At 69.4% G+C, this 24438-nt stretch carries 20 protein-coding genes and 1 pseudogene; 7 read left to right on the plus strand and 14 right to left on the minus strand.

Annotation, left to right across the window (positions count from 1 at the left end; genetic code table 11):
* Window positions 1-931: pseudogene (locus IPV10_RS13870) on the plus strand (glycosyl hydrolase); the annotation flags it as partial.
* Between the two features lie 99 nt (window positions 932-1030).
* On the opposite strand, the gene IPV10_RS13875 reads toward IPV10_RS13870, so the two are convergent.
* The 5 genes from IPV10_RS13875 to IPV10_RS13895 form a co-directional block, all read right to left on the minus strand.
* A complete protein-coding gene (locus IPV10_RS13875) occupies window positions 1031-2056 on the minus strand; it encodes a LacI family DNA-binding transcriptional regulator (protein ID WP_207484799.1) in 1026 nt (341 codons plus the stop codon).
* Between the two features lie 34 nt (window positions 2057-2090).
* Window positions 2091-3725 (minus strand): fucose isomerase, encoded by a 1635-nt coding sequence (locus IPV10_RS13880; protein ID WP_207484800.1) that lies wholly within the window; start codon window positions 3723-3725, stop codon window positions 2091-2093.
* Window positions 3722-6304 carry a GH116 family glycosyl-hydrolase gene (locus tag IPV10_RS13885; protein ID WP_207484802.1) on the minus strand — a complete coding sequence of 861 codons (2583 nt, stop codon included), beginning with the start codon at window positions 6302-6304 and terminating at the stop codon, window positions 3722-3724. Before IPV10_RS13885 ends, IPV10_RS13880 begins: the two co-directional genes overlap by 4 nt.
* Window positions 6301-7797 (minus strand): FGGY-family carbohydrate kinase, encoded by a 1497-nt coding sequence (locus IPV10_RS13890; RefSeq protein WP_207484803.1) that lies wholly within the window; start codon window positions 7795-7797, stop codon window positions 6301-6303. The genes IPV10_RS13885 and IPV10_RS13890 overlap by 4 nt, the downstream gene beginning before the upstream one ends.
* Before the next feature lie 130 nt (window positions 7798-7927).
* A complete protein-coding gene (locus IPV10_RS13895; RefSeq protein WP_207484804.1) occupies window positions 7928-8914 on the minus strand; it encodes a LacI family DNA-binding transcriptional regulator in 987 nt (328 codons plus the stop codon).
* 105 nt (window positions 8915-9019) lie between these two features.
* Between IPV10_RS13895 and IPV10_RS13900 the strand changes: the two genes are divergently transcribed.
* A complete protein-coding gene (locus IPV10_RS13900; RefSeq protein ID WP_207484805.1) occupies window positions 9020-10153 on the plus strand; it encodes a glycoside hydrolase family 172 protein in 1134 nt (377 codons plus the stop codon).
* An 8-nt stretch (window positions 10154-10161) separates the two neighbouring features.
* Window positions 10162-10773: a hypothetical protein gene (locus tag IPV10_RS13905; protein WP_207484806.1), complete on the plus strand. Its 612-nt coding sequence runs from the start codon at window positions 10162-10164 to the stop codon at window positions 10771-10773.
* A gap of 1 nt (window position 10774) precedes the next feature.
* Here the strand turns inward: IPV10_RS13905 and IPV10_RS13910 are convergent, their stop codons facing one another.
* A complete protein-coding gene (locus tag IPV10_RS13910) occupies window positions 10775-11215 on the minus strand; it encodes a DoxX family protein (RefSeq protein ID WP_207484807.1) in 441 nt (146 codons plus the stop codon).
* A gap of 86 nt (window positions 11216-11301) precedes the next feature.
* On the opposite strand from IPV10_RS13910, the gene IPV10_RS13915 reads away from it, so the two are divergent.
* Window positions 11302-11652 carry a hypothetical protein gene (locus IPV10_RS13915; protein ID WP_207484808.1) on the plus strand — a complete coding sequence of 117 codons (351 nt, stop codon included), beginning with the start codon at window positions 11302-11304 and terminating at the stop codon, window positions 11650-11652.
* A gap of 16 nt (window positions 11653-11668) precedes the next feature.
* On the opposite strand, the gene IPV10_RS13920 is transcribed toward IPV10_RS13915, so the two are convergent.
* The 6 genes from IPV10_RS13920 to IPV10_RS13945 all read right to left on the minus strand — a co-directional run bounded on the left by IPV10_RS13920 (window position 11669) and on the right by IPV10_RS13945 (window position 17916).
* Window positions 11669-12022, minus strand: a complete 354-nt coding sequence (locus IPV10_RS13920) for a HepT-like ribonuclease domain-containing protein (RefSeq protein ID WP_207484809.1) — start codon at window positions 12020-12022, stop codon at window positions 11669-11671.
* Window positions 12019-12504, minus strand: coding sequence for a nucleotidyltransferase domain-containing protein (locus tag IPV10_RS13925; protein ID WP_207484810.1), 486 nt, complete (start codon window positions 12502-12504; stop codon window positions 12019-12021). Before IPV10_RS13925 ends, IPV10_RS13920 begins: the two co-directional genes overlap by 4 nt.
* Window positions 12505-12586: 82 nt before the next feature.
* Window positions 12587-14605: a DUF4185 domain-containing protein gene (locus tag IPV10_RS13930; protein WP_207484812.1), complete on the minus strand. Its 2019-nt coding sequence runs from the start codon at window positions 14603-14605 to the stop codon at window positions 12587-12589.
* Window positions 14606-14646: 41 nt separating this feature from the next.
* On the minus strand, window positions 14647-15543 hold the full coding sequence (locus IPV10_RS13935; protein WP_207484813.1) for a carbohydrate ABC transporter permease: 897 nt from the start codon (window positions 15541-15543) through the stop codon (window positions 14647-14649).
* Window position 15544: 1 nt separating this feature from the next.
* Entirely contained in the window at window positions 15545-16471 is a 927-nt protein-coding gene (locus IPV10_RS13940; RefSeq protein WP_207484814.1) for a carbohydrate ABC transporter permease, read from the minus strand.
* Between the two features lie 77 nt (window positions 16472-16548).
* The gene (locus IPV10_RS13945; RefSeq protein ID WP_207484816.1) at window positions 16549-17916 is read right to left on the minus strand and encodes an ABC transporter substrate-binding protein; all 1368 of its coding nucleotides are present in this window, start codon (window positions 17914-17916) and stop codon (window positions 16549-16551) included.
* Window positions 17917-18241: 325 nt separating this feature from the next.
* Here IPV10_RS13945 and IPV10_RS13950 point away from each other — a divergent pair, with 325 nt between their 5' ends.
* Window positions 18242-19174, plus strand: a complete 933-nt coding sequence (locus IPV10_RS13950) for a hypothetical protein (RefSeq protein WP_242684996.1) — start codon at window positions 18242-18244, stop codon at window positions 19172-19174.
* A 9-nt stretch (window positions 19175-19183) separates the two neighbouring features.
* Here the strand turns inward: IPV10_RS13950 and IPV10_RS13955 are convergent, their stop codons facing one another.
* Together IPV10_RS13955 and IPV10_RS13960 are read right to left on the minus strand one after the other, a co-directional pair.
* Window positions 19184-19858, minus strand: a complete 675-nt coding sequence (locus IPV10_RS13955; RefSeq protein WP_207484818.1) for a response regulator transcription factor — start codon at window positions 19856-19858, stop codon at window positions 19184-19186.
* Entirely contained in the window at window positions 19855-21843 is a 1989-nt protein-coding gene (locus IPV10_RS13960; protein ID WP_207484819.1) for a sensor histidine kinase, read from the minus strand. The genes IPV10_RS13955 and IPV10_RS13960 overlap by 4 nt, the downstream gene beginning before the upstream one ends.
* A gap of 187 nt (window positions 21844-22030) precedes the next feature.
* Between IPV10_RS13960 and IPV10_RS13965 the strand changes: the two genes are divergently transcribed.
* Both IPV10_RS13965 and IPV10_RS13970 read left to right on the plus strand, forming a co-directional pair.
* Window positions 22031-22492, plus strand: coding sequence for a DUF6220 domain-containing protein (locus IPV10_RS13965; RefSeq protein ID WP_207484820.1), 462 nt, complete (start codon window positions 22031-22033; stop codon window positions 22490-22492).
* Window positions 22493-22494: 2 nt separating this feature from the next.
* Complete coding sequence (locus IPV10_RS13970; RefSeq protein ID WP_207484822.1) at window positions 22495-24429, plus strand: multicopper oxidase family protein; 1935 nt, start codon at window positions 22495-22497, stop codon at window positions 24427-24429.
* Window positions 24430-24438: the final 9 nt, after the last annotated feature.

Genomic DNA, 24438 nt, shown 5'->3' on the forward strand with positions numbered 1-24438 from the left:
GAGCGGCCAGGCCGAGCTCGTGACCAGGCTCGGCGAGCGGCTGGGGGACGCCGACAACTTCCTCGGCTTCACCCTGGGGAACGAGACCAACCAGTTCTCGGCGCAGACGCACCCCTCGCCGTGGCCGGTCACCGAGGCGGAGGCGGCGAACTGGATCAGCACGCTGCTGGATGCCGCGCACGCCGCGGCGCCCGCGCAGCAGCACGTGCACAGCGAGTACGACGCCGCCTGGTACATGGACGGCCACGGGTTCACCCCCGCCCTCGCCTCGCGCCTCGGCGACATCACGACGGTGCACTCGTGGATCTTCAACGGCACCGCGCAGAGGTACGGCGGCAGGTCAGTGGCATCCGATCGCCATGCCGAGTACATGATCGAGCTCTCGCGCGCGTTCGCCACCGACCCCGGTCGCGCGATCTGGCTGCAGGAGGTCGGCGCGCCGTCGAACTGCCTGACGCCCGACGAGACGCCCGGCTTCCTCGAGGCGACCGTGCGCTCGGCGGCCCGCACCGAGAACCTGTGGGGTGTCACCTGGTGGTGCTCGCACGATGTGAGCCGCAGCCTCGCCGACTTCCCCGAGCTCGAGTACACCCTCGGGCTGATCGATCAGGACGGCGCCGCGAAGCCGATAGGCCGCCGGTTCGCCGAGATCATCCCGGAGCTGCGCGAGCGGCGCCCGGCCCCGGCACGCACGCTCGGGATCGTGATCGAGGTCGACGAGGGCGAGGTCCCGGTCAGCCGCTCCGCGATGGCTCCCGGCGGCTCGATCTTCCAGGCCTGGGTGGACGCGTGCGAGGCCGGTGCCGATCCGGCGTTCGTCACGTCGGCGGATGCCGAGAAGCCAGAGGTCCTCGCGGCACGCGGCATCACCGAGCTGGTGCACCCCGTCCTCAGCGGCGATGCCTACTCCTCGCAGAACACCGTCGTCTGAGCATCCCCCTTCGCTCCCGTCGCAGAAACGCCCGCCTGATCGCGGTTTTGGCGTGCGTTTTCGCGACGGGAGCGGAGACGGCAGCGACGAGAGCGGGGCTCAGGCGCGCGGCGCGGCCGTGCTCTCGCGCACGGTGAGCTGCGGCTGCGCACCGATCCGATCGCCGAGCACCTCGGGGGCGTCGATCTGCTCGAGCAGGAACCCCGCGGCATTCGCTCCGAGACCGAAGGTGTCTCGGGTGATGCAGGTGAGCGACGGATGCACCAGCCCGGCGACGACCGAGTCGTCGAAGGAGGCGATCGACAGCTCGCCTGGCACCGAGATGCCCATCTCCTGCGCCACTCTGAGGCCGGCGATGGCCATCACGTCGTTGTCGTAGACAATCGCGGAGGGGCGGTCGGCGCGGCTCAGCACGCGGCGGGTTGTGGCGGATGCCGCAGCGGGCGAGAAGTCCGTGGCGATCACCTCACCGGTCACGCCTCGGCCGACCAGGCCCGACAGCACCTCCATGCGCAGGCGCGTGTGCTGGAACTCCGCCGGTCCTGCGATATACGCGATCGACTGGTGCCCCAGGGCGCTGACATAGTCGAAGACGGAGTGCGCCACCTGGCTGTCGTCCAGCCAGATCGCGGCGGGCTCGCCCTCGGCCGAGGCGCGGCTCCCGATCACGACGGCGGGGAGCCCGATGCTGATCAGCACGTCGAGGCGAGGGTCGTCCTCGAGCGGGTCGATCACGATCACGCCGTCGACCTGGTTCGCGCTGCGCCAGCGCCGGTAGGTCGCGACCTCCTCCTCGATCGAGGAGACGAGCACCATCTGCATCCCTATCCGGTTCGCGGCGAGCGCCGACTGCGCACCCGCGACCAGATCGGTGAAGAAGGCCTCGGCGCCCAGCGTCTCGGCGCGACGGTTCACCGCGAAGCCGATGACGCCCGCGCGGGCGCCGACAAGGGCGCGTGCCGTCGAGCTCGGCAGCCACTGATGCTCCTCGGCGATCTCGAGGATGCGGCGGCGCGTCTGCTCGCTGACCCCGGGGCGTCCGTTGAGCGCGAACGATACCGCACCGGGCGACACCCCGGCGAGACGCGCGATGTCCGTGATGGTCACGCGCTTCGCTTTGGACATGCCCCCCACTGTAGCGATTCAGCCGTCGGGAGAGTCAGACGCTCACGTCCCCCACGAGGTTCACCTTGATTCCCATGCCCGCGAACATCGCGGCCTTCGCGATGAGCGCCCTGTCGGCGGTCTCGGCGTCGGGTGCGTAGACGAGCTGGGCGTGGTTGGCCTTGTGCCGTGCCATGAACTGGTCGCGGGAGACACCGTGCAGCACCACGTGCGCGATCGGCCACTCGGGGTTCGTGGCGTCCTTGCGACGCTGGGTCTCCGCTGCGGGAAGTTCCACGACGGAGGCGCGGAAGATGTCGGCCTGCAGGATGCCGTCGGCGATGAACACGCGCGAGAGCACGATCTCGCCGGGCTTGGAGACCCCGTTGATGGTCGCCCCGCCGGCGGGGAAGAAGACGTGCCCCTGCCGCCAGCCCTCGGCCTTGTCCCAGCCGCCGAGGTGCGAGGCCGGCACGGAGCCGGAGATCTCGTACACCCAGACGAACTCGCCGTCGTGGTCCTCGCCCCAGCGCACGTCGTGCAGGGTGTTGTCGGGGACGAGTCCCATCGCGCGCCAGACGCGGTCGGTGACGAGCGCGTCGACCGCGACGCCCTCGTCGGCCTCGTTGAAGTGCGGGAAGGCACGGCCCTCGTGCAGGATCCTGCTGCCGTCGCGGGAGGTCACCGGCGGGCGCTCGGTGGAGTTCAGGATGCCCTCGGCGAGGTCGGATGCCGGCACCAGGTCCTTCAGGCCCTGCTGGTACTGGATGCCGACCGCGTCGAGGCCGAAGTCGTCGGCGATGCGGAGCGCCGCGATGTACATCTTCAGCTGCCACTGCACCTGGTCGCGGGTGAGCTCGGTGGCGGCATCCTCGCCGTACTTGAAGGTCATGCCGTGGTCGATGAGCCAGTCGTAGGCGGCATCCCCCTCGGCATCCGTCACCTGCAGCATCTCGGCGTACAGGGCCGACTGCGACAGCCGCTCCTTGTAGATGCCGGTCTTGTTGAGCAGCTCGTCGTCGAAGATCGCGTTGTACATGCCCATGCAGCCCTCGTCGAAGACGCCGATGATGGCCTTCTCGGCGAGCATCTCGGCGGCGAGCGCCTCGCCCAGCTGCTTCTCGGGGCTGTCCGGCAGCGCGGGCAGCGCCCGCACGTGCGAGTCGTCGTGGGTGATGGAGCCGGTCTCTGTCCACTCCCGGATGCCGGCCTTGAACCAGTCGTCGGTGAAGTCGACCGACCAGATGGTGGCGTAGGGTTTGGCCATCTTGGTGAGTCCCGCGTTCAGGCCGAGCAGGCCGACGAGGCCGGGCCAGTCGCCGGCGAAGTTCGCGACAGTGAGGATCGGCCCCTCGTGCGTGCGCAGGCCGGCGAGCACGTGGTGCGAGTACTGCCAGACGGCCTCGGCGACGATGAGCGGAGCGTCGGTCGGGATGTTCTTGAACACCTCGAGCCCCATGCGCTGGCTGGAGATGAAGCCGTGGCCGGTCGCGGGGTCGACGTCGTTCGCGCGGATGACGGTCCAGCCGAGCTCGTTGAAGACGCCGGTGACGCCCGCCTCGAGTTCGACCTGAACGGGCCAGCCGCCCGTGTTCGCCGCCTCGCGCAGGTCGCCGGAGGCGATCAGGTACGCGGTCTTCGGGACGGATGCGGGGCGGGATGCCGGTGCCGGCAGGGTGTAGGTGGTCATGATGCCTCCGGTGTTGGGGTCGTGGTGAGCGGGAACCGCTGGGTCGCTGAGCCTGTCGAAGCGCCGGCTCGGAGTCGGATGCCGCGGCCGATGCTGCGGTCGTGCAGCTGAAGGTCGTCGATCTCGAGGGCGCCGCCGTCGAGATGAAGGACGAGGGCGTCGTCGTCGATCTCGACGCGACCCCAGCCGGTGCCCGTGGTGAACAGGCTTCGGAACGCACTCGCGGTGGCGGGTGCGAAGGACAGCGTCCTGCTCGGTGCGTCCCACTGCGCACCGCTCGCGCCGAGCAGCAGCGCCCAGGAGGCGAGCGAGCGGGCGTAGTGGTTGCCGCACTCGATCTCGTTCCACGGGCTGCGATGCGTGCCGTCGTAGCGGGCCCGCAGCGCGGTCTCGATGCGCAGTGCGTCATCGACCCGGCCTGCGAAGAGGAGCGAGGCTGCGACCTGATGCTCGATGCCCGTCCACACCTCGTCCGAGTAGACGAACGGGATCGCGGGCCGCCCGCCGTGCGGCCAGGAGGCGAGCAGGAGACCGGCCTCGTCGTTCAGCGCGTACACGCGCTGAGTGCTCTCGTGGGCGGAGAGGTCGTCGCGGAAGTTGTGGGCGGCGATCGCGGCGAGGGCGGAGTCGACGCGTTCCGGCGGCAGGATGTGGCCGAGCCCGTTCACGAACGCGTGGAACTGCCCGAGCAGCTGGTCGGAGAGCACGCCGTCGCCGTACTGGTAGCGGTGGGCATCAGGGTCATCGATCACCTGGCGGTAGTACTCGCCGTTCCAGAGCGTCTCGTCCATCGCCGCGGCGACGTGGTCGGCGCGCGCGCTCCAGACGCGGGCGCGCACGGTCTCGCCGAGGTGCTCGGCCATGCGCGTGCCGGCTCGGAGGGCGGCGAGGTAGACGCCGTTCGCGAGCGGCTCCGCACCGTGGAACTCGATGTCGTAGGTGTTGTGCATCTCCCCGTCGAGGAGGCCGTCGCCGTCGCGATCCCACTCGCGGATCGCGTAGTCGAGCGTGCGGGCGGCGGCCGGCCACAGCTCCCGGAGGAAGCCGTCGCCGCCGCTGAAGCGCCACTCGCGGTGGAGGCGCAGCAGGGTGCCGAGCTGCCCGTCGACGGCCGGTCCCATGAACCACGAGGGGCCGCCGAAGACGCGGTTGCCACGGAACTTCTGGGCTCCCGTCTCGTCGGTCTCGAGGAGGAACTCGACGCGGCGGGCGCTGCGCTCGAGCGAGGGGAACAGCCAGGCGAGGGTCTGCGCATACGACCAGACGTGGGTGCAGGTGCCCTCGCACGAGCCGGCGTGGTCGAACGACCCCTCCCACGCCGCGAAGACCGGCCCCTCCCCCAGCTCGGGGGTGGGCGACTCGAGCACGAAGCAGGTGGTGGAGCGGGCTGCGGCGATGTTCGCGCCGATCGCGTCGGCGAGCACGGGGTCGAGGCTGCCCCCGTAGAGCGCCTCGACGAAGGCATCCGTCGTCGACTCCAGAGCCGGGAGGTGCGCATGCAGATGGCGGGCGGCCGACCAGGCATCCGGCCAGAGCGTCGCGTAGTGATTGCGGACGCCCTTCGAGAGGCTCAGGGACCCATCCTCAGGCGGATCCGCCAAGACGATGTGCCCGTGCCACCCCCGGCGCCGGTTGGGGAAGCTCCATGACAGCACGAACTCGAAGTCGCGGCTCTCGCCCGCCGCGAGCGTGTGCACGATCCCCAGTGAGCCCGTGCGGATGCGCGGCAACTTCGCGAGCATCTGCTCCTCGGTGAGGGGCGCCGCAGACCGATCGGCGTCGAGCTCGGCGAACAGGCCGCGTGGCCGGTCTTCGAGCGTGAGCCGGGGCTCGGGGGCGAGCAGTCCGTCGGCGGTGAGGTCGTTCCAGAACAGCCTGGCGCCATCGGGCCAGTAGCTGGTCACCCACTGCGGCTTGACGGTGGTCGCGGCATCCCTCGTCGTGAGACCGAGCGTGCCATAGCCGGGGTCGTCCTCGGGAAGATCGATGCCGAAGTCGAGCCCGCGCACGTCGCCGTCGTCGCGCCAGCGCACGGTCTGGGTCGCCCTCATGCCCCACGGCCCGTCTCCGCGGCCGGCGGTGTGCGAGACGCTGCCGACGACCGTGACCGCCACCGGCACTCCGCCCGGATTGGTGACGCGGTACCGCAGCACCGCCGCGGGGATGCCGGAGGCGTCGGCGTCGAGAGGGACGAGCGGCGTGAAGGCGTGCAGGCTCACCTCGACCGGGAGCATCCGATCCGTGAAATCGACGTCCACCACCGGGTACTCGCCGTGGAGTGTCGCGGCGTCGAGCCGCGGGAGACCCGCGAGCTGGTCGAAGGCGTACCCGGCATCCGCGTCGTGGCGGCCCGTGAGCCGCGCCTCCAGCACCCGGGTGACCGGCGCGGCGCCCTCGGCGGCGGCGTGGATCGCGAAGAACGAGTGCGGATTGCGGCGGCCCTTGTCCGGGAGGTTCTCGAACTCCCAGTCGCGCAGCTCGCCGCGTGCGCCGATCGACACGTTGCCGGTGCCGATGCCGCCGAGCGGGAAGGCGGTCGCCTGCGAGGTGTGCGGGATGCCGCGGGCGCGGCGGGTCATGCGAAGGCTCCGCGCTGGTCGGCCGCGAGCTCGTGCACGACATCCTTCGACGCCTCGTACAGCCGCACGTACCGGTCGAACAGGGTGTCGTAGAGCGGGCGGACGGACTCGTCGGGGCGGATGCTCTCGGCGATCGGGTTCCAGTCCGTGATCGCCGGCACCGCTGCGTCGTCGGCGGCCGTGGCCGTGGCGGCGAGGAATGCGGCGCCGTAGCTCGCGCCGATCGTCGTCTGCGGCACCTCCTGCACGAGACCGGTGACGTCCGACACGACCTGCAGCCAGAGCCGGCCCTGGGTGCCGCCGCCGACGGCGACGATGCGACGGATGTCGGCGCCTGCCGCCCGCATCGTCTCGACGTTGTGCCGGACGCCGAGCGCCGTGGCCTCGAGGGCGGCGCGGTAGAGGTCTCCGCGGGTGTGTTCGAGGGTCAGGCCGGCGATGACGCCGCGAGCATCCGGGTCCTGGATCGGCGTGCGCTCCCCCGCGAAATAAGGCAGCATCAGCAGGCCGTTCGCACCGGGCGTCGAATCTGCGGCCTCGGCGAGCAGGGCGGGGTAGTCGGCGCCGGACAGATCCTTCAGCCACGCGGTGAGCGCGCCCGAGGTGGAGAGCCCGCCGGCGAGGTTGCGCGTGCCCGCGAAAGCTCCGGCGGTCGTCCACATCGAGGGGGTGCGGAGCGTCTGCGCCCCCGTGGCCACGAGAAACATCGTGGTGCCGTACATCAGCATGAGGTCGCCGACCTCGTGCGCGCCGACGCTGACCGCTTCGGTCCAGGCGTCGATCGTCCCCGTGATCACCGGCGTGCCCTCGGGGATGCCGGTGAGGGATGCCGCCGCCGCGGTGACGGTGCCGGCGATGTCGCCTGCCCAGTGCAGAGCGGGCTGCTCGATGGCCGACGCGTAGCGCGACCACCACGGCCCGTGCCAGCGCTCCGCCTCGATGTCGTAGAGGGGCGAGACCTGGCTCGCGGACTGGTGGTCGAGCACGTATGCGCCGGTGAGCTTGCGCGCGAGCCACGATGCCGGCATGAACAGCCGGCGCGTCCGCGACCAGGCATCCGGCTCCTGGTCGGCGACCCAGGCGATCTTCGGGCCGCCTGCCTGAGACGTGAGCGTCGAGCCGCCGACCCGCACGATGTCGTCGGCGCCGAGTTCGGCGGTCATCCGCTCGATCTGCGCGGTGGAGCGGGTGTCGACGCCGTAGAGGATCGCAGGGCGCACGGGTTCGTCGTGCTCGTCGGCGAGCAGGACGCACGGGCCCATCCCGCTGACCCCGACTCCGGCGATTGCGGCATCCGGAACCCGGTCGAGCAGCTCCCGCGTGAGGGTGACGAATTCGTCCCACCACACACGGCCGTCCATCTCCACCCAGCCTGTGTGCGGACGGGTGACCTCGTGCGATCGCGTCGCAGACGCGAGAATCACGCCGTCGGCATCCACCAGCACGCCTTTGCTGCTGGATGTGCCGATGTCCACCCCGAGGGTGCAGCGCATGGCGTCCTCCTTGAAACCCGAGCCGTCGAATCTGAAACCTGTTCGGCAACTGTACGCGAAATCGATTTCATGATGCAAGACGATGACGGATCTCACGGTGCGCATCCGCCGCTCGCCGCGGCGGCAGCGGTCAGCTGCGAGCGGCGGAGGCCGGCTGGATCTCGTTGCGGAGCTCGACCGTGCGCGCCGGCTGCGAGTCGCCGCCGATGCGCTCGAGCAGCATCTTCGCCGCGGTCACGCCCATATGCCGTGCAGGCAGCCGCACCACCGTGACCGCCGTCGGAGAGAGCGTCGTGAAGGGCAGCGAGCCGATCACGGCGACGCCGACCTGCGGGGGCGTGAGGCCGTGCTCCGTGAGCACCTGGATCGCGCCGACGCCGATGAGGTTGTTTCCGGCGACCACCGCGTCCGGCGGCTCAGGCAGCGCGAGGAGCTCCTCCATCGCCGCCCGCCCGCCGTCCACGCGGAACGTGGCGAACCGGGCGAGCTCGTCGAGATCGAGATCGGGGTGCGCCGCGGCGAGCGCCGAGCGCCATCCGGCCGCGCGCTCCGCCGCGGTGTCGATGTGCTCCGGGCCCCCGATGTAGGCGATCCGCCGGTATCCGGCGTTGATCAGATCCTTGGTGGCCGACTTGCCGGCGGCGCGGTTGGCCATCACGACGCCGTCGATGTCGTAGGTCGTGCCGCGGTCGACGGCGACGACGGGACGCCCGGTGGCGAGGATGCTGTCCAGGTTGGAGTGCTCGTCAGCGGTGGCGATGATGACGCCGGACATGTGCTCGGCGATCGCTATCCGCAGATACGTCGCCTCCTTCTCGACCTGAGCATCCGAGTTGCAGAGCACGACCGAGTATCCGGCCTCAGAGGCGACATCCTCGACGCCGCGGGCCATCTCGGTGAAGTACGGGTTCTCGATGTCCGGGATGACGAGCGCGATGACCTCGGAGCTCTGCCGCCGCAGCGTCCGGGCGGTGCGGTTGGGCGTGAAGCTCAGCTTGGCGGCCGCGTCGCGCACGGCGGCGACCTTCTCGTCGGAGACGCTGGTGCCGTTGAAGACGCGCGAGACCGTCGCGGGAGAGACTCCCGCGAGCTCCGCGACGTCGTAGATCGTGGCCATGTCGAACCTCACTGCCCTGCCCGGCCGTGCCGGATGTGATGCAACAGTATCGCGCGCGCAGGGCCTCTCTGGCGTTCTGGCGTGAAATCGATTACATTGGCGCCCATGACTTTCGCACCCTCCGACCTGGCGACCCTCGCGACACTGCGATCCGTGCAGACGCGTTCGATCTCTCCCGAGAACTTCGACGGCTCAGCCGGCGGAGGCGGCCGTGCCACCGAGGGCACGGGAGCCGCCTGCGCGCGGGATCTCGGCCCCGGCTGGAAGATCTCTCCCAGCGTCGACGTCAAGGCCGGCGAGACCTTCGACCTCGCGAACATCCAGGGCGCGGGCAAGATCACGCACATCTGGATCACGACGCACACCGACAACTGGCGCACGCTCCTGCTGCGCGCGTACTGGGACGGCGCGACAGAGCCGGCCGTCGAAGTGCCCTACGGCGACTTCTTCTGCAACGGCTGGGGGGTGTTCGCACAGGTGAACTCGCAGACCATCGCCGCGAACCCGCACGGCGGGTTCAACTCGTACTGGCCGATGCCGTTCAAAGACGGCGCCCGGCTGACGATCGAGAACACGTCGACGGTCGACGTGCGGATCTACTACCAGGTCACCTACGAGATCGGCGGCGATCACTCGAACGACGGGTACTTCCACGCGCAGTGGCGCCGGTCGAACCCGCTCGAGGAGCTGACCCCCCACGTCATCCTCGAGGGCATCGAGGGGCAGGGGCAGTACGTCGGCACCTACATCGCCTGGGGCGTGAACTCGAACGGCTGGTGGGGCGAGGGGGAGATCAAGTTCTACCTCGACGACGACACCGACCACCCGACGATCTGCGGCACCGGCACCGAGGACTACTTCGGCGGCGCCTGGAACTTCGACATCCCCGGCCGGGGCTACACGGAGTTCTCGACGCCCTACCTGGGTATGCCGCAGGTGATCCGCCCTGACGGGCTGTACGTGAGCCAGCAGCGCTTCGGCATGTACCGGTGGCATCTGCTCGACCCGATCCACTTCGCGACCGGCATCCCGAAGGTCGACATCCAGGCGCTCGGCTGGCGCAGCGGCTGGCGCTACCTGCCGCTCCGAGACGACATCGCCTCCACCGCGCTGTTCTACCTCGACCGACCGACCGCGCGGCGCCCCAAGACGCCGTCGGCGGATGATCTGGAGGTGCACCTGGGCACCGCTCCAGTGCCGGACATCGGCGCCTCGCCGGCGCGCGCGCCACAGGACTGAGAGAGCGGATGCTGTTCTCGCTGACCGGCGCGAGCGGGGCGGGCAAGTCGACGGTGCTGGGGCATCTTCAGGACGTCGACTGGGGTGTTCCGATCCGGACCGTGGAGTTCGACTCCATCGGCGTTCCGGACGATGCGGACACGGCCTGGCGTCACGGCGCCATCGAACACTGGGTCCAGCAGGCGATCGAGGCGGAATCCGACGGCGCCCACCTGCTGCTGTGCGGCCAGGTGCCGATGGGTGAACTCCTCGCGGCACCGTCCGCCGATCGGCTCGACGGCATCGCGGTGTGCATGCTGCACTGCTCGCCGGGGGTCCGCGAGCACCGCCTGCTCGACCGTGGCGAGGATCCGGCGGCGATCGTGCACCACAACCGCTTCGGCGAGTGGTTCCGCGCGCACACGCTGGATCCGGCTCACGCGCCCGAAGTGATCCGGGTGCCGAGCACCGTGGCGATGCAGTGGTCGAGGTGGGACGGCATCGAAGCGGGCGACCCGCGGTGGCGCGCGGCGATCGTCGACACGGACTCGCTGTACCCGGACGAGGTGGCGCGGATCGTCGAGCAGTGGCTGCGCCGGGAGCTCGCCGAGGGGTCTCGGCGGTCGCGCGAGCGCGCCTGACTCAGCTGAGCCAGGCCGGAACGCGACCCCGCAGGAACGCGCCCTCGACCGAGATCCGCCCTGCTCCGGTGAGCGCGAGCGCAAGTGCCGCGGCACCGAGCACTGCGACGAACTCGTAGCCGCCTTCGCCGACCCAGAGTCCGGCAGGGAGGTGCACGGTGACGAGGGCGACGATCATGTCACCCGCGAGCAGGATGCCGGCGACTCGGGTGAACAGCCCGAGGATCAGCAGGATGCCGCCGCCGAACTCGATGAAGGAGACGGCGGGCGCGGCGATCTCCGGGAGCGGTACGCCCATGTCGGCGAAGCTGCCGATCGTGCCGGGAATCGTGAACTCGAAGATCTTCTGCGCACCGTGCGCCGCGAAGACGGCGCCGACGACGACGCGGAGGAGGAGGAGTCCGAGTGACGCGGCGGGAGAGGGTGCGGTGGTGTTCGTCATGACCCTCACGCTATGAAGAAGACTTTTCCGTCCCCTGAACGCGGACATGTCGGGCTCGGCGTTCGATCGCGCGCTACTCTGCGGACATGCAGTCCAGAGTGAGCCTCTTCGACGAGCCGCGAACCGCACCGGACCTCGGCGACAACCTGGCGTGGGTCAACCTCTTCGTCGCCGTGGTCTCTGCGATGGCCGTCTTCGCATCGACTCTCGGGATCGCCGGGTGCAGCGAGAGGTGCGACTACCCGGTGCTCGAGGTCGTCACGCGCGGATTCTGGCTGACCGATCTCCTCGTCTTCCTCCTCACGACCGGGACGTACTTCGTCGTGGAATCTCGGATCCGGCGCGCCTGGGTCATTCCCGCGGCCGGGATCGCGGTCACACTGATCGCCTTCGCCATCACCTGCCTGGTGGTGACGAAGGCGATGAGCGTCGGTTAGCAGTCACGAGGCAGCCCTAGGAGGGTTCTTGGGGACGCCGTCCTTCGAACTGCGCATTCAACGCGCGGAGCGCAGCCTCAACCGTTGGAAGATCGTCTTCGACCGTGACCCGGACTGTATCGATGTCGATCCACGCGTAGCCGTGCGCGATGCGATTTCGCATGCCCCAGATCACCATCCACTCGTCACCGAACAGATCAGTGGTCAGTTCAGCCCCACCACGGTGCAGAGTCTCGATCATCGCCGCAAGGCGCAGAGACACGGCGTCCGCGACCGTTTCGTCATCGACGACACCTCGTTCGAGATGTCTGTGCATCGCGTCGAGGTGAGCGATTGCCTCCGTCAACAGCTCCCGGATCGTCCGGCTCACAGCGGCACTGCCTCGTCGAGCGCTCTCGTCCTGATGTGCGGCGGCAGGCCGCGCAATGGCACGACGTCGACGGACGCGTCGAGTACCGATGACAGTTCGCGTTCCAGCCGCGACAGCGTAGCGAGCCCGAATGCGCCCGGAGCGTCGATGAGCAGATCGATGTCCGATCGGGCAGTCTCGGCTCGGGTGGCGACGCTGCCGAAGATCCGGGCATCAGTCACGCCGTACTTCGCCAGAATGTCCAGCAGTCGCGGGCGCTCGCTGGAGACTCTCAGTGCAAGCGGGCCCGGCGGAGCCTGCTTGAGAAGTCGCGACACCTCGGGTTGACTCCGTCCAACGATCCGTGCGATCTCTCTCTGCGAAAGCCCCGCAGCCGCTGCCCGATGCGTTGCGTCGAGCAGCAGATCGCGCGACTCGCGCTGCAGAGCATCCGCCCGCCTCGCCTCGTCTCGGATCTCGTCCAGAACGCCACCACCGCTCATATAGCAAATGCTATCACCGTTCCGCACGGCCGGAAGGGGACGGGGAGACGACTGTCGCGAGGCGGCGTCTCCCCTTCGGGTTCTACGGCTTGCCCGGCTTCTCGGGCTTGCCCGGCTTGTCCGGGAAGTCCGGGCGCGGGGGCCGCGGGTCGTACGGGACGGCGGTGAGTGCGAGCTCGCATCCATCGCACGCGGTGAGGATCGCGCGCTCGGCCACGGCATCCGTCGAAACCTCCAGCACCGAGTCCCCGCGCTCGCGCAGCACGGTCACCGCGAAGCCGATCGAGAGCGTCTCGCCCGCCGGAATCGCACCCGACCAGCGCAGCACCGAGCCGTCGAGCACCGCGGTGCCGACGGACGCCCGGATCGACGCGGCATCCAGTGACGCGTCATCCAGCAGCCCTGTCAGATCCACCGCGAGTTCCGCGTTCTCCGCGACGGCGCTGTCCGTCGACGCCTGCACCTCGTAGGTCACGACGTCCGCGCGCACCACCTCGGAACCGGCCGGCGGGTCGGACGACACGGCGACGCTCAGCGCAGGCAGCTGCTCGGCCGCCTTCACCATCGAGAGCTCGTCGATCTGCAGCCAGCGGTCGCCGTTCAGCGTCGTGCCGACGAACGCCTGCACCTCGGTGCGGTCGCCGCTGTGGAACGTCACGGAGTACCGGGTGTACTCACCGACCTGCTCGAAGCCCTCCTGCGCCAGTACCGATGCACCGGAGCCGATGCCCCGCACGCCGATGGCTCCGGGAGCCGGGGTCCCGCCGGTGACGACGTACGCCGTGAACGTGTAGGTCGTGTTCGGCTCCACCGCGACGTCCTGATGGATGTCGATCCATCCGGCGTTGTGGCGCACCCAGCCCTGCTTGTTTCCGCTGTACGCCCACGAATGGTTCATGTCGATGCCGCAGTTGCCCGTGCACACCCACGGCGACGGCATCGAGCCGTCGACAGCGCGCTCGAACCCGGGGTCGACGATGAGGTTCGGATCGACCACCTGGCCGCTCTCATCGATCCGCGCGCGCATCAGGTACACGTTGTACGGATCCCATTGCGACAGCGCGAAGTAGAGGTCGCCATCCGCCGACCATGGATGCATGTACCCGCCGTACAGTCCCGGATAGTCGGCGAAGCTCGCCAACCGCTGCGCAGGACCCCACGGACCCTCGGGCGACGGCGCGGTGCGCAGCACGAGGTCGAGGTCCTCATTGAGGTACGTCATCAGCCAGCCGCCGGTGTGCTCGCTGTACTGCACCGACAGCTCGGCGACGTTCGGCTGCACGATCGCCACCGCAGCGGTCTCGTCCGTGCCCCAGGTCGCCCCGTTCCAGTAGGTGTACGCGGCCTTGTCGAGGACGGATGCCTCGGGCACCCGTGCGACGTGCGCGGCGCCGAGGCGCCCGTTCGGCGTCCCGAACATGTAGACGTAGCCGTCGTGCCGCTCGAACGCGGCCATCTGGAACGGATGCTGCCCGTCGGCGGTGTTCGTCCACTGCGGTCCGTCGGTCGAGTTCCAGGTCTCGCCGTTGTCGTCCGAGTAGGCGATGCGGCTGAAGTTCGTGTCCCACTCGCCGGGAGCACCCCACTGGCGCACCGACATGAACGCCATGTACTGCCGGTCGCCGACCGCGATGCCCGCGGTCGGGATGGTCGTCATCTCCACCCCGCTCACCTTCTGCGAGGGGATGAGCTCGGCGGCGTGACCCGGCGCGTCCTCGACCGCGGAGTCGAACGACATCCCGTCGGACAGGTCGGCATCGGTGCTGCGCAGCAGCACGTTCGAACGCCAGTCCCCTCCCCCGCCGCCCGGCCCGTTCCAGTCTCCGAAGGTGTCGCCGAAGGCGGTGAGGATCTCACCCGACCCGTTCTCCCACATGATCCCGAGGTCGGTGCCGGTGACGGCCCACCGCGTATCGGTGTCGCTCACCGACTTCGGTCCCGTCATCTTGCCGACCACCACCGCGGGCGAATGGTCGGCGGGAGGCACCGCGGCTGTGGATGCGACCGGCTCGGCCGCGGCGCCGACGGGCGCGAGCGCGCCCAGTGCCAGTGCTCCGATCGTCGTCGCGACGACCGCGGTCCTTCGGATGGAATGCTTCATTGCAGACTCCTTGCAGGTGGGATCTTGCTGCGGCGACCGGGCTACTTGAGCCCGGCCATCTTGATGTTGCCGATGATCTGACGCTGGAAGATCAGGAACAGGATGATCACGGGCGCCGCGGCCAGCACGGATCCTGCCATCAGCAGGCCGAGCTCGGTCGAGCGCTCGGAGCGGAAAGTCGCCAGGTACTGCTGCAGGACGAACCTCTCCGGCGACGTGATGGTCAGGATCGGCCACACGTAGGAGTTCCAGTACGCGAGGAACGCCGTGATGCCCATCACCACGAACGGCGGCTTCGACAGCGGCAGGAAGATGCGCACGAAGATGCCGAGGCGACCGCATCCGTCGAGCATCGCCGCCTCCTCGAGGCTCTTCGGGATGTTCAGGTAGAACTGCCGGATGAAGAACACCATCCCGGCACTCGCGAGACCGGGGATCACCAGGACGCTCAGGGTGTCGAGCATGGAGAGCTTGGTCACCACGATGAAGCTCGTGAGCAGGATCGTCATGCCGGGGATGAACATCGTCGTGATCACGAGCGTCCAGATCAGGCCCTTGAACCGGAAGTCGAGCCTGGCGAACGCGTAGGCGGCGAGCGAGTTCACCGCGAGGCTGCCCACCGTGAACAGCACCGCTCCGAAGAAGGTCCACAGGAGCGTGCGCAGGAACGTGGGGTCGGCGAGGATCTGCGCGTAGTTCTGCCAGAGCCAGACGTCCGGGAAGAACTGGAAGGGCGTCTCGATGACCTCGGTCTTCGCCTTGAAGCCGGCGATCACCATCCAGGCGAGCGGGAACAGCGACGCGATGATGAACAGCGCGGCCAGGATCACCTTGCCGACGGCGATCAGCCAGCCGCCGGTGGTGCGCGGCATCCGCTGCAGCCGGCGGGGCTCGGCGCCGGCGAGGACGATACGAGTGGTCTCCTGCATGACGGCCATCTCAGTCCACCAGCCTCTCGGAGTTGACGAACTTGAACACCAGCGCCGAGATGGTTCCCAGCACCACGAACAGCAGCAGCGCGGCCGCGATCGAGTAGCCGACGTTCACGTCGTTGCGGAAGTGATTGAAGATGAAGAGGTTCGGCAGGGTCGTCGAGTCCAGCGGCCCGCCCTGCGTCATCACGAGGGGCAGCTCGAACTGCTGGATCGCGGCGACGAAGCCGGTGATGAGCAGATACAGCACCACGTTCTTCATCTGCGGGATCGTGATGTACGCGGTCTTCTGCCACCAGTCGGCGCCCTCCATCGCGGCGGCCTCGTAGTACTCGGTGGGGATGTCGACCATGGCGGCGACCATGATCAGGGACGTGAGCCCCATGCCCAGCCAGATCGCGGGTACGGCCACCGCGAGCAGCGCCCACTTCGGGTCGCCGATCCAGGCGATCGGCTCGATGCCGACGGTGCCGAGCATGGCGTTCAGCAGGCCGCCCGAGTAGTTGTAGATCAGCACGAAGATGATCGACGCGATCACGGCGGAGATGATCGTCGGGATGTAGATGCTGACCTTCAGGACGCTCGCCGCGCGGCGGGACACGGTGACGACGAGGCTCGCGAACAGGAAGGCGAGCACGAGCATCACCGGGACCGTCATCAGCACGAAGGCGAAACCGCGCCCGATCGTGGCGATGAACAGCGGATCCTTCAGCACGTTGACGTAGTTGCGGATGCCGACGAACTCCGGATCCTTGTAGAAGCTCCAGTCCTGGAAGGACAGATACCCCGCGTAGATCGCGGGCCAGACCACGAAGATCCCGAGCAGCGCCACCAAGGGCAGCAGGAACCAGTACGCCGTCCTGTTGTCGCGGTACCGGTACCGGTTCTGTCGTTGCCGGATCTCCCGGCGCTCCTGCACAGCCTGACTGGCCATATCCACCTCGTCGTGTCCTCTATTGCGCTGCTGTTCCGGGGGCCGGGAGCCCCGGCCCCCGGAACAGCGAGCGGGTGTCAGTTCTTCGGGGCCTTGTCGGCCAGGCCGTCGCGCTCGATCACGGTCTGGATCGCGGCGTTCGCGGTCTTGATCGCGTCGTCGACGGAGGCGGACCCCTTCATGACCGACTCCATCGCCGTGCCGACCGCGAGGGACACGTCCCAGGGGTAGGTCGGCTCCGGGATAGCGGTCGGCGCGATGTCGTCGACGATGACGCTCGACCACGGAGCATCCGCGGCCTCGTCGCTGCCGGCGACGGCATCCTGCACCGACTGGCGCACAGGCACCTTGGTGAACTGCGTGTTCACGAAGAACGGCACGAGGTTCTCGGGATCGCCCGCGATCGCCCAGGCGAGGAACTCACCGGCGGCTTCCGCGTTCTGGCTCTTGGCGTCGACGACCCACTTGAAGTTGCCGAGCGTGGTCGCTGTGCGATCGCCGGCGTCGGACGAGTTCGGGAACGCGCCGATTCCGGTCTTGCTGAGAAGGTCGGGGTAGTCCGAGCCGATCTCGGACATCATCCACGAGCCGGAGACCTTGAAGGCGACCTTCTCCTCGCCGAAGTCCTTGCCCTCGACGTACGCGGCGAGCGGCTGCTTCGGCATGTAGCCCTTGTCCCACAGCTCCTTGTACTGCGCCATCAGCGCGCGGTAGCCGTCGTCGTCGATGCTCGGTCCGGTCCAGTCGTCGCTCAGGGCGGTGTGGCCGGCGAAGTTGTACTGCTGCCCGACCGAGGACCAGGCGAACGTAACCGCGTCCTGGGCCGGCGAGATGCAGTACTGGCCGTCGGCGAGTGTCGGCTGGATCTTCGCGCACGCGTCGAGGAGGTCGTCCCAGCTCTCCGGCGCCTTCTCGGAGTCGACGTCCGCAGCGTCCAGCAGGTCCTTGTTCCAGAACAGCACGGTCTGCGGCTCGAGGAGCAGAGGGTAGGCGTAGTACTTGTCGCCCACCGCGGAGACCGGCATGGCCGAGTCGATGATCTCGGCGAGCGCGTCCTCTGGCACGATGCCGTTGAGCTCGTGCAGCTGCCCCGCGTTCACCGCGTCCTGGATGCTGCCGGGGTGGGTGTAGACGTCTGGCGCCTTGCCCGCGGCCTGGGCGGCCTTCATCTTCTGGTCCCATGCGTCGGCCGGCACCTCGGTGTCGACGACCTTGATCTCGTCCTGCGACTCGTTGAACTTCTTCACGATGCCCTCGTACCACTCGTTCTCCACAGGAGTGAACGTGCGGTGCCAGAACTGGATGGTGGTGACGCCTTCCTCTCCGCCCTCTCCGCCGGCGGATTCGCCGGGGGTGCCGGAGCCGCAGGCGGCGAGCATCGAGCCGACCGTGAGAGCGCCGAGGGCGGCGATCGCGGTCCGGCGCGTGCGTGTGGTGATTCTCATGGGTTCCTCCTCGGGAACGGACTCCTCATCGAGTCGCTGCTGTGTGTTCGGCTGACGCGGAAGGGCACCGGTCGCGTCATTCGATCCTCGGTGACCGGGTATGCGCCAGATTAGGCGAAATCGATTTCATGCGCAAGGCGGTTGACAGGGCGCGCTTTGCGCCGTTCGACCGACGCGGTCCGCTCGAACCCGCATCTTCCGCGTGAGCCGCCGGTCCTCGCGTGGTGTCTCACGCCGAATCTGTCGGCCCATGCCGGACGTGGCGGTTCGGCCGAGCACAGACCCGATCTAGCGAAATCGATTTCAAGTGACTAGGGTCATCGGCATGCCTGATTCACTCACGACCCGATGGCTCCGCCCCACCGGAGCGCCCGACGCAGAACCCCGCTGGGGTCACCCCGACGGCATCCAGGTCGGCATCCCGCCCATCCCCGGACCCCGCGGCCTGCTGCGCATCTTCACCCCCCACCTCGACCACCCCCGCGAGCGGCTCGTGAACTTCATCGCGGTCGAGCCGATCCCCCGCGGCGAGACCGAGCGCGGCTACTCGGAGCTCGAGCCGAGCACGCTCGACCCAGGGCAGAACGGCAAGCGGCTGTGGTCGGCGGATGACGCGGCCTCCGCCGAACGCGGCGACACGCCTGCGCCGGCCCGCGGCACGATCGAGTCCGTCGACGGCGTGGAGACCCTCACCGTCTGGATCGGCGTCGAGCGCTTCGACAACGGTGCCGACGTGCGGGTGCGGGTGAGGTTCTTCGCCGACCGGCCGCACGAGGTCGAGGTCGCGGGCTTCGCGAATGCGGCATCCGTCCCGCTGTCGACGCTGGTGCTCACGGCGACGATGGGCAACTGGGCGCGGCTCCGGCGCCTGCACCTCGCCGACCGCGTCGTGACGCCGGCCGAGCTGTGGCCCGGATTCTCCGGCACCGCGTTCACCGAGCACGGGCGGTTCCCGCTCGGCGCGCTCACCCGCGACGGGAACGCGGCGGTGGTGAGCGCGAGCGGCGATGAGGACGACCCCTGGTCCGTCGAGTACTCGGCCGACACCGCGACGCACTGGCACTTCCTGGGCAGACGCGCGGTGCAGACCTGGCGCGTCGAAGACCCGCATCCCGACCTCGAGGTGCTGGTCAACGCCCGCTGGGCCTACTGGGCGAGCGCCTCGCCGATCCCCGGCGGTCCGGCCTACGAGAACTTCGAGATCGTCGAGCCGTTCCGCGAGGGCGCCGCTTTCCGCTTCTCGGTCGAGAGGCTCTGAGCGCGCACGTCACTCGCTCAGGGAGTCGGCGCGGAGGAAGGCGAGCACTGCGGCGACCCTGCGGTGGGTCCCGGTGGCCTCCGGCGCGAGATCCAGCTTCGCGAAGATCGAGTTGATGTGCTTCTCCACCGCCGACTGCGAGAGGAACAGCATCCCGGCGATCGAGGAGTTCGAATTGCCGGCGGCCATCGCCGCCAGCACCTCGCGCTCGCGCCCGGTCAGTCGCTCGAGCTGCCGATCCGACGGCGAGGTCTGCCGCTGCAACAGCGCCTCGACGATGATCGGGTCGATGACGGAGCCGCCGTCGATCACCTGCGTCAGCGCGCCGAGCAGGTCGTCCAGCTCGCCGACCCGCTCCTTGAGCAGGTACCCGAGGCCGTCCGTTCCGTCACGGAAGAGCTCCAGGGCGTAGAGCGCGGAGGCGTGCTGCGAGAGCACGACCACGCCGGTGCGCGGATGCCGCGCCCTGATCGCCCTGGCCGTCTCGATGCCCTCCATCCTGTGGGTCGGCGGCATCCGGATGTCGACGATCACGGCATCCGGTGCGAGCCGTCCGACGGCCTCGAGCAGCTGCGCACCGTCGGACACCGAAGCCACGACGCGGACGCGACCTGACTCCTCGAGCAGGCGCCGGGTGCCCTCCCGCACCAGGAAGTGGTCGTCGGCCAGTGCGACGTCGATCATCGTTCTCCTCCCCCTGACACGGGAAGGGCCGCCCGGATCGTGGTGCCGGCATCCGGCGCGGAGGTCACGGTCATCCGGCCGGCGAGCGCCGCGAACCTGTCGCGGAGTCCGGTGAGGCCGCCCTGCGATGCCGTCACCGGATCGAATCCGATGCCGTCGTCGGTGACCGTGAGCCGGAGCTCGTCGCCCTGAACGACGAGATCGACGTGCGCGCGCGTCGCGTCCGCGTGCTTGAGCGTGTTGGTGAGGCACTCCGCGACGAAGAAGTACGCGGCTCCCTCGATGTCATCGTCGAACCGCGTCGCCCTGAGCCCGGTCGAGGCCGTGACGCGGATGCTGACCGGCAGTCGGTTGCAGCGGTCCTCGACGGCCTCGACGAGCCCGCCGTCGCTGAGCACCGTGGGGTGGATGCCCTGGGCCAGCTCCCTGACGTCGTGCAGGATGGTCCGGACCTCCTGCTGCATCTCCGCCAGGAGCTCGTCTCCGGATTCCCCGTTGCGGATCCGGTTCCGGACGAGTCCGAGTCGCGCGGCGAGCGCGACGAGCTCCTGCTGCGCACCGTCGTGCAGGTTCCGCTCGATGCGGCGCCGCTCGGACTCCTGCGCCTGCACGAGGCGGCCGGCGAGGCGGCGGTTGGCGAGCAGCAGCGCCGACTGGTGGGCGAGGGCCGTGATCAGCGACAGGTCGCGTTCGGTGAGTCGGCCGGTCAGCTTCGGGCCGCACCGCACCAGACCGAGGTCGGCGCCATCGACGAGCAGCGGGATCTCGACCGCGGCGTCACCCGAGGGAACGCCGGCCGCGCAGTCCACGTCCGGGATGAGGGCGACCTCGACCCACTCCAGCCGCACCGCGGAGCGGATCAGGAGCGCCAGTCGCCGGCCGATCTCCTCCGGCGTGTGCGAGGCGAGGTCACCGGGTTCGGTCGGATCCATCCCTTTCGCCGGGGAGCTGCCGAACACCCAGCGATCCGCCAGGCGGCGCAGTCGCTCGCGGACCGGATGGAAGGCGAAGGCGAGGCCCGCGGTGACCGCGATGGCGATCCCGACCGGGAACCCGGCTGTCGCTGTGACCCCGATCGCGGCTGCGATCGCCGCGTACACGGCGAGGATGCCCAGTGACAGCGCACCGTAGATGAACGACTTCCGCAGGACCGCGTCGGCGTTCATCCACGCGGGCGGTTCCAGCGCGAACAGCAGCGAGAGCGGGAAGAGCAGCACGGCGAACGTGCTCAGGGTGACGAAGAGGTCGTCATGCACCGGCCCTCCGGTGCCCAGCAGCGGCTGGATCAGGAACGGCACGAGCCCGATCATCATCGCGGCGCCGACGCCGAACAGCACCCAGCGGATCTGCCTGCGGCGCGCCGCGGTCTCCCGCCGATACCGGATCACCAGCAGCACCAGCGCCCCGATCAGCGCGAAGTACAGCAGCTCCCGCACGTTCACGGTGGCCGGGGCGAGCACGGCGAGCGGAGGGATGTGCGCAGGATTGGGCACCGGCGGCAGCTCCCCGAACGCGAAACGCTCGACGAGGACGTTCGGATGCGAAAGGAGCGCGAGCAGCATCGGCGCCGGCAGCCACCACATCGCGCGCGCGAAGAGCCGCTGCCCCGGCGTCTCCGGCACGCACGCGGGGAACAGGCCGATCAGCAGCGCGATGCAGGAGAGCGACCAGGCACCGAGTATCGGCTCGACCAAGAGCGCCCACGGCATCCACGGCTCGATCCCGTTCTCCGCCATTCGCGCCTTGATCAGCACCTCCAGGGCGGCGGCCCCTCCGGTGCCGAGGCAGGTCGCGAGCGTCAGCAGCAGGCCTGCGGTGTGCTGCTTGAACAGGAGGTAGATGCCGACGACGAGCATCGGAATGGGCGTGGTGAGCAGATACGCCAGCAGCGGCCAGGGCACGGGGCGCGTGTCGAGCACGGCGAAGACCGAGAGCGCGAGGGCGATCGCCACGATCACCGCAAGCGACCAGACCAGATTCCGCACGCCGGATCGTCCCACAGAACACATCATCCGCCGCTGCCGACCGGTCGTCCACAGCGTGCGTCCGATTCCGGCGAATGGTGGTGCTGGCCCCACCCCGGGTGTGGGGCCAGCACGGTCCCGGCGCATGCCGCGCGTGCCTAGCGTGTTTCGCAGCCTGGGACCCCAGGCCGAACCGAAAGGAGTCGTCATGCGCAAGGTCTTCTTCGTCAACAGCATCCTCGTGCTCGCCGGCATCGCGACGCAGTACTACCTCGCGGCGGTGGGCGTCTTCAGCCACTCCGAGGACGGCTTCACGCCACACGGGAACAACGGCCGCATGATCCTGCCCATCCTGTTCATCCTGCTGATCGTGTTCGCCGCAGTCAGCAGGGCGGGGAAGCGGATCGTCTGGCTGAGCGTGCTGATGCTCGGGCTGCTGATCATCCAGACGCTGATCTTCATCCTCACCGGGCTGATCTTCGGCATCGGCCCTGAGACGGTGAATCCGCCGATCGCCTCGGTGCTGACCGTCAGCCTGCACGCCGTGAACCCGCTGATCATGATCGGCGTCGGCCTCGTCATCGCCCGGCACGCACGGCGGCGCGCCTTCCCGAGCGTCCCTGAGACGCCCAGCAGGGCGGATGCCGCGGCCGTCGACGTCACGCACTGATCATGCTCGCCCTGCAGCTCGCGACCTCGGCGCTCATCGCGGCCTCCGGGGTGATGTGGGCCGTGGTCGCCACCTCGGACGTCGCCGCTCCGGCGGGACGACCGAGGTGGCGGTCGGCCGCCCCTGTCGCGCTCACGGTCTCGGCCGTCGCCGCTGTCGGATGGACGTGGGCTGCCGGGGGCTGGTGGTTCGTGGGCGAGAAGGTCCTGGTGTTCGCACCCCTGGCGGTCGCCGCGGTCCTCTGGTTCATCGCGACGCTGCTGCCGCGACGCAACGGCACGCGGCGAGCTCACTCCCGGCCGGGGTGGCAGGTCAGGGCGGCCGCCTGGGCGGGCGTGATCGCGGCTGCTGCGGGTCTGATCATGCAGTTCGCCGTCGGCTTCCCGGCGCCTGCGTGGTCGATCATCGCGATGCTGCTGGTCGCCGTCGGCGCTTCGGCGCTGGTGGCGCTGCTCCTGCACGGCGACACCCGCCGCCCGCTCGCCACCGCGATCTCCGGCATCGGCGCCCTCGCCGTCATCGGGACGATCGCGATGATCGCCGGCATCGCACCGGTCGGCATCTCCTCCGCGTCCTCGCACGCGGGGCACGGGGCCGTGCAAGCGGATGCGGATGCTCCCGCCGTCGCGGGTGAGGGGACGACCGTCCCGGTGACGGCGCTGCGCACGCCCGCGAGCGGCGTCGCGGATGTGCGGGTCGAGCTCGATGCGCAGCAGCAGAGGGTGACGCTCCCGTCGGGAGTCGTCATCGACGCCTGGACCTTCGGGGAGCTCGGGGGTCCGCTGATCGAGGCGACAGAGGGCGATCTCGTCGAGGTCGTGCTGCGCAACCGGGACATCGACGCGGGCGTGACGGTGCACTGGCACGGCTACCCGGTGCCGAACGGCGAGGACGGCGTCGCCGGGGTGACGCAGGACGCGGTGCGCCCCGGGGAGGAGTTCACCTACCGGTTCGTCGCCACTCGGCCGGGGACCTACTGGTACCACACGCATCAGCGCTCCTCGGCAGGCGTTCCCCGCGGCCTCTACGGACCGCTGGTCGTCCACGCCGACGGCGAGGAGCGCGCCGACGTCGACGTGGTGCTGCCGCTGCACACCTTCGAGGGCGCGGTGGTCCTGGGCGACAGCGACGAGCCTCAGACGATGCCGGTGTCGCCGGGTCAGACGGTGCGGGTGCGTCTCATCAACACCGACCAGGTCCCCCAGGTGCTCGCCGTGTCAGGCGCCGGATTCCGCATCGTGGCGATCGACGGGCATGATGTCAGGCAGCCGGCGCTCCTCGCCGATCAGGCGCTGCGGATACCCGCGGGGGGCCGGTACGACGTCGCCTTCGAGGTCGCGGACGCGCAGATCAGCATCCGACCGGAAGCGTCGGGCACGGCATCCGTCACGTTCCCCCCGGGCGGGGATGCCGAGAAGCCGGCTGCCCAGCCCGCCGGGTCGTTCGATCCGCTGCAGTACGGCACGGCCGCGGCCGGCGCGTGGGACGGATGGCGCGGGCCGTTCGACGTCGACCGCACGGTCGTGCTGGATCGGCTGCCGAGACTGCTGGAGGGCGGGCCGGCCTACGCCTACACGGTCGACGGGCGCGCCTATCCCGATGTCGAGCCGACGACGGTGCACGAAGGAGACCTCGTCAGGCTCACGGTGGTGAACCGCGGGTTCGAGACCCATCCCATGCATCCGCACGGGCACAGCGTCCGGGTGCTCTCGGTGAACGGGCAGGCGCCCAGCGGGAGCCCGCTGGTGCTCGACACGTTCGACGTGCGCCCCGGCGAGACCTGGGTCGTCGGCTTCGTCGCGGACAACCCCGGGATCTGGATGAACCACTGCCACAACCTCGACCATGCCGCTCTCGGCATGGTCACCCACCTGGAGTACGCGGGCGTGACCTCGCCGTTCGATCACGGCGGCGCCGCGAAGAACGCGGCCGAGTAGGAGGACCCC

Origin of the sequence: Microbacterium sp. SD291 (genome assembly GCF_017355365.1) — a bacterium.
Lineage (GTDB): Bacteria > Actinomycetota > Actinomycetes > Actinomycetales > Microbacteriaceae > Microbacterium.

Excerpts from the sequence above, each read along its gene's own strand:
- IPV10_RS13970 (WP_207484822.1), top strand. The coding sequence starts at position 22,495 with ATGCTCGCCCTGCAGCTCGCGACCTCGGCGCTCATCGCGGCCTCCGGG.
- IPV10_RS13930 (WP_207484812.1), bottom strand. The coding sequence starts at position 14,605 with ATGAAGCATTCCATCCGAAGGACCGCGGTCGTCGCGACGACGATCGGA.
- IPV10_RS13900 (WP_207484805.1), top strand. The coding sequence starts at position 9,020 with ATGACTTTCGCACCCTCCGACCTGGCGACCCTCGCGACACTGCGATCC.
- IPV10_RS13905 (WP_207484806.1), top strand. The coding sequence starts at position 10,162 with ATGCTGTTCTCGCTGACCGGCGCGAGCGGGGCGGGCAAGTCGACGGTG.
- IPV10_RS13965 (WP_207484820.1), top strand. The coding sequence starts at position 22,031 with ATGCGCAAGGTCTTCTTCGTCAACAGCATCCTCGTGCTCGCCGGCATC.
- IPV10_RS13910 (WP_207484807.1), bottom strand. The coding sequence starts at position 11,215 with ATGACGAACACCACCGCACCCTCTCCCGCCGCGTCACTCGGACTCCTC.
- IPV10_RS13895 (WP_207484804.1), bottom strand. The coding sequence starts at position 8,914 with ATGGCCACGATCTACGACGTCGCGGAGCTCGCGGGAGTCTCTCCCGCG.
- IPV10_RS13950 (WP_242684996.1), top strand. The coding sequence starts at position 18,242 with ATGCCTGATTCACTCACGACCCGATGGCTCCGCCCCACCGGAGCGCCC.
- IPV10_RS13875 (WP_207484799.1), bottom strand. The coding sequence starts at position 2,056 with ATGTCCAAAGCGAAGCGCGTGACCATCACGGACATCGCGCGTCTCGCC.
- IPV10_RS13915 (WP_207484808.1), top strand. The coding sequence starts at position 11,302 with ATGCAGTCCAGAGTGAGCCTCTTCGACGAGCCGCGAACCGCACCGGAC.
- IPV10_RS13955 (WP_207484818.1), bottom strand. The coding sequence starts at position 19,858 with ATGATCGACGTCGCACTGGCCGACGACCACTTCCTGGTGCGGGAGGGC.
- IPV10_RS13880 (WP_207484800.1), bottom strand. The coding sequence starts at position 3,725 with ATGACCACCTACACCCTGCCGGCACCGGCATCCCGCCCCGCATCCGTC.
- IPV10_RS13925 (WP_207484810.1), bottom strand. The coding sequence starts at position 12,504 with ATGAGCGGTGGTGGCGTTCTGGACGAGATCCGAGACGAGGCGAGGCGG.
- IPV10_RS13945 (WP_207484816.1), bottom strand. The coding sequence starts at position 17,916 with ATGAGAATCACCACACGCACGCGCCGGACCGCGATCGCCGCCCTCGGC.
- IPV10_RS13890 (WP_207484803.1), bottom strand. The coding sequence starts at position 7,797 with ATGCGCTGCACCCTCGGGGTGGACATCGGCACATCCAGCAGCAAAGGC.
- IPV10_RS13935 (WP_207484813.1), bottom strand. The coding sequence starts at position 15,543 with ATGGCCGTCATGCAGGAGACCACTCGTATCGTCCTCGCCGGCGCCGAG.
- IPV10_RS13940 (WP_207484814.1), bottom strand. The coding sequence starts at position 16,471 with ATGGCCAGTCAGGCTGTGCAGGAGCGCCGGGAGATCCGGCAACGACAG.
- IPV10_RS13885 (WP_207484802.1), bottom strand. The coding sequence starts at position 6,304 with ATGACCCGCCGCGCCCGCGGCATCCCGCACACCTCGCAGGCGACCGCC.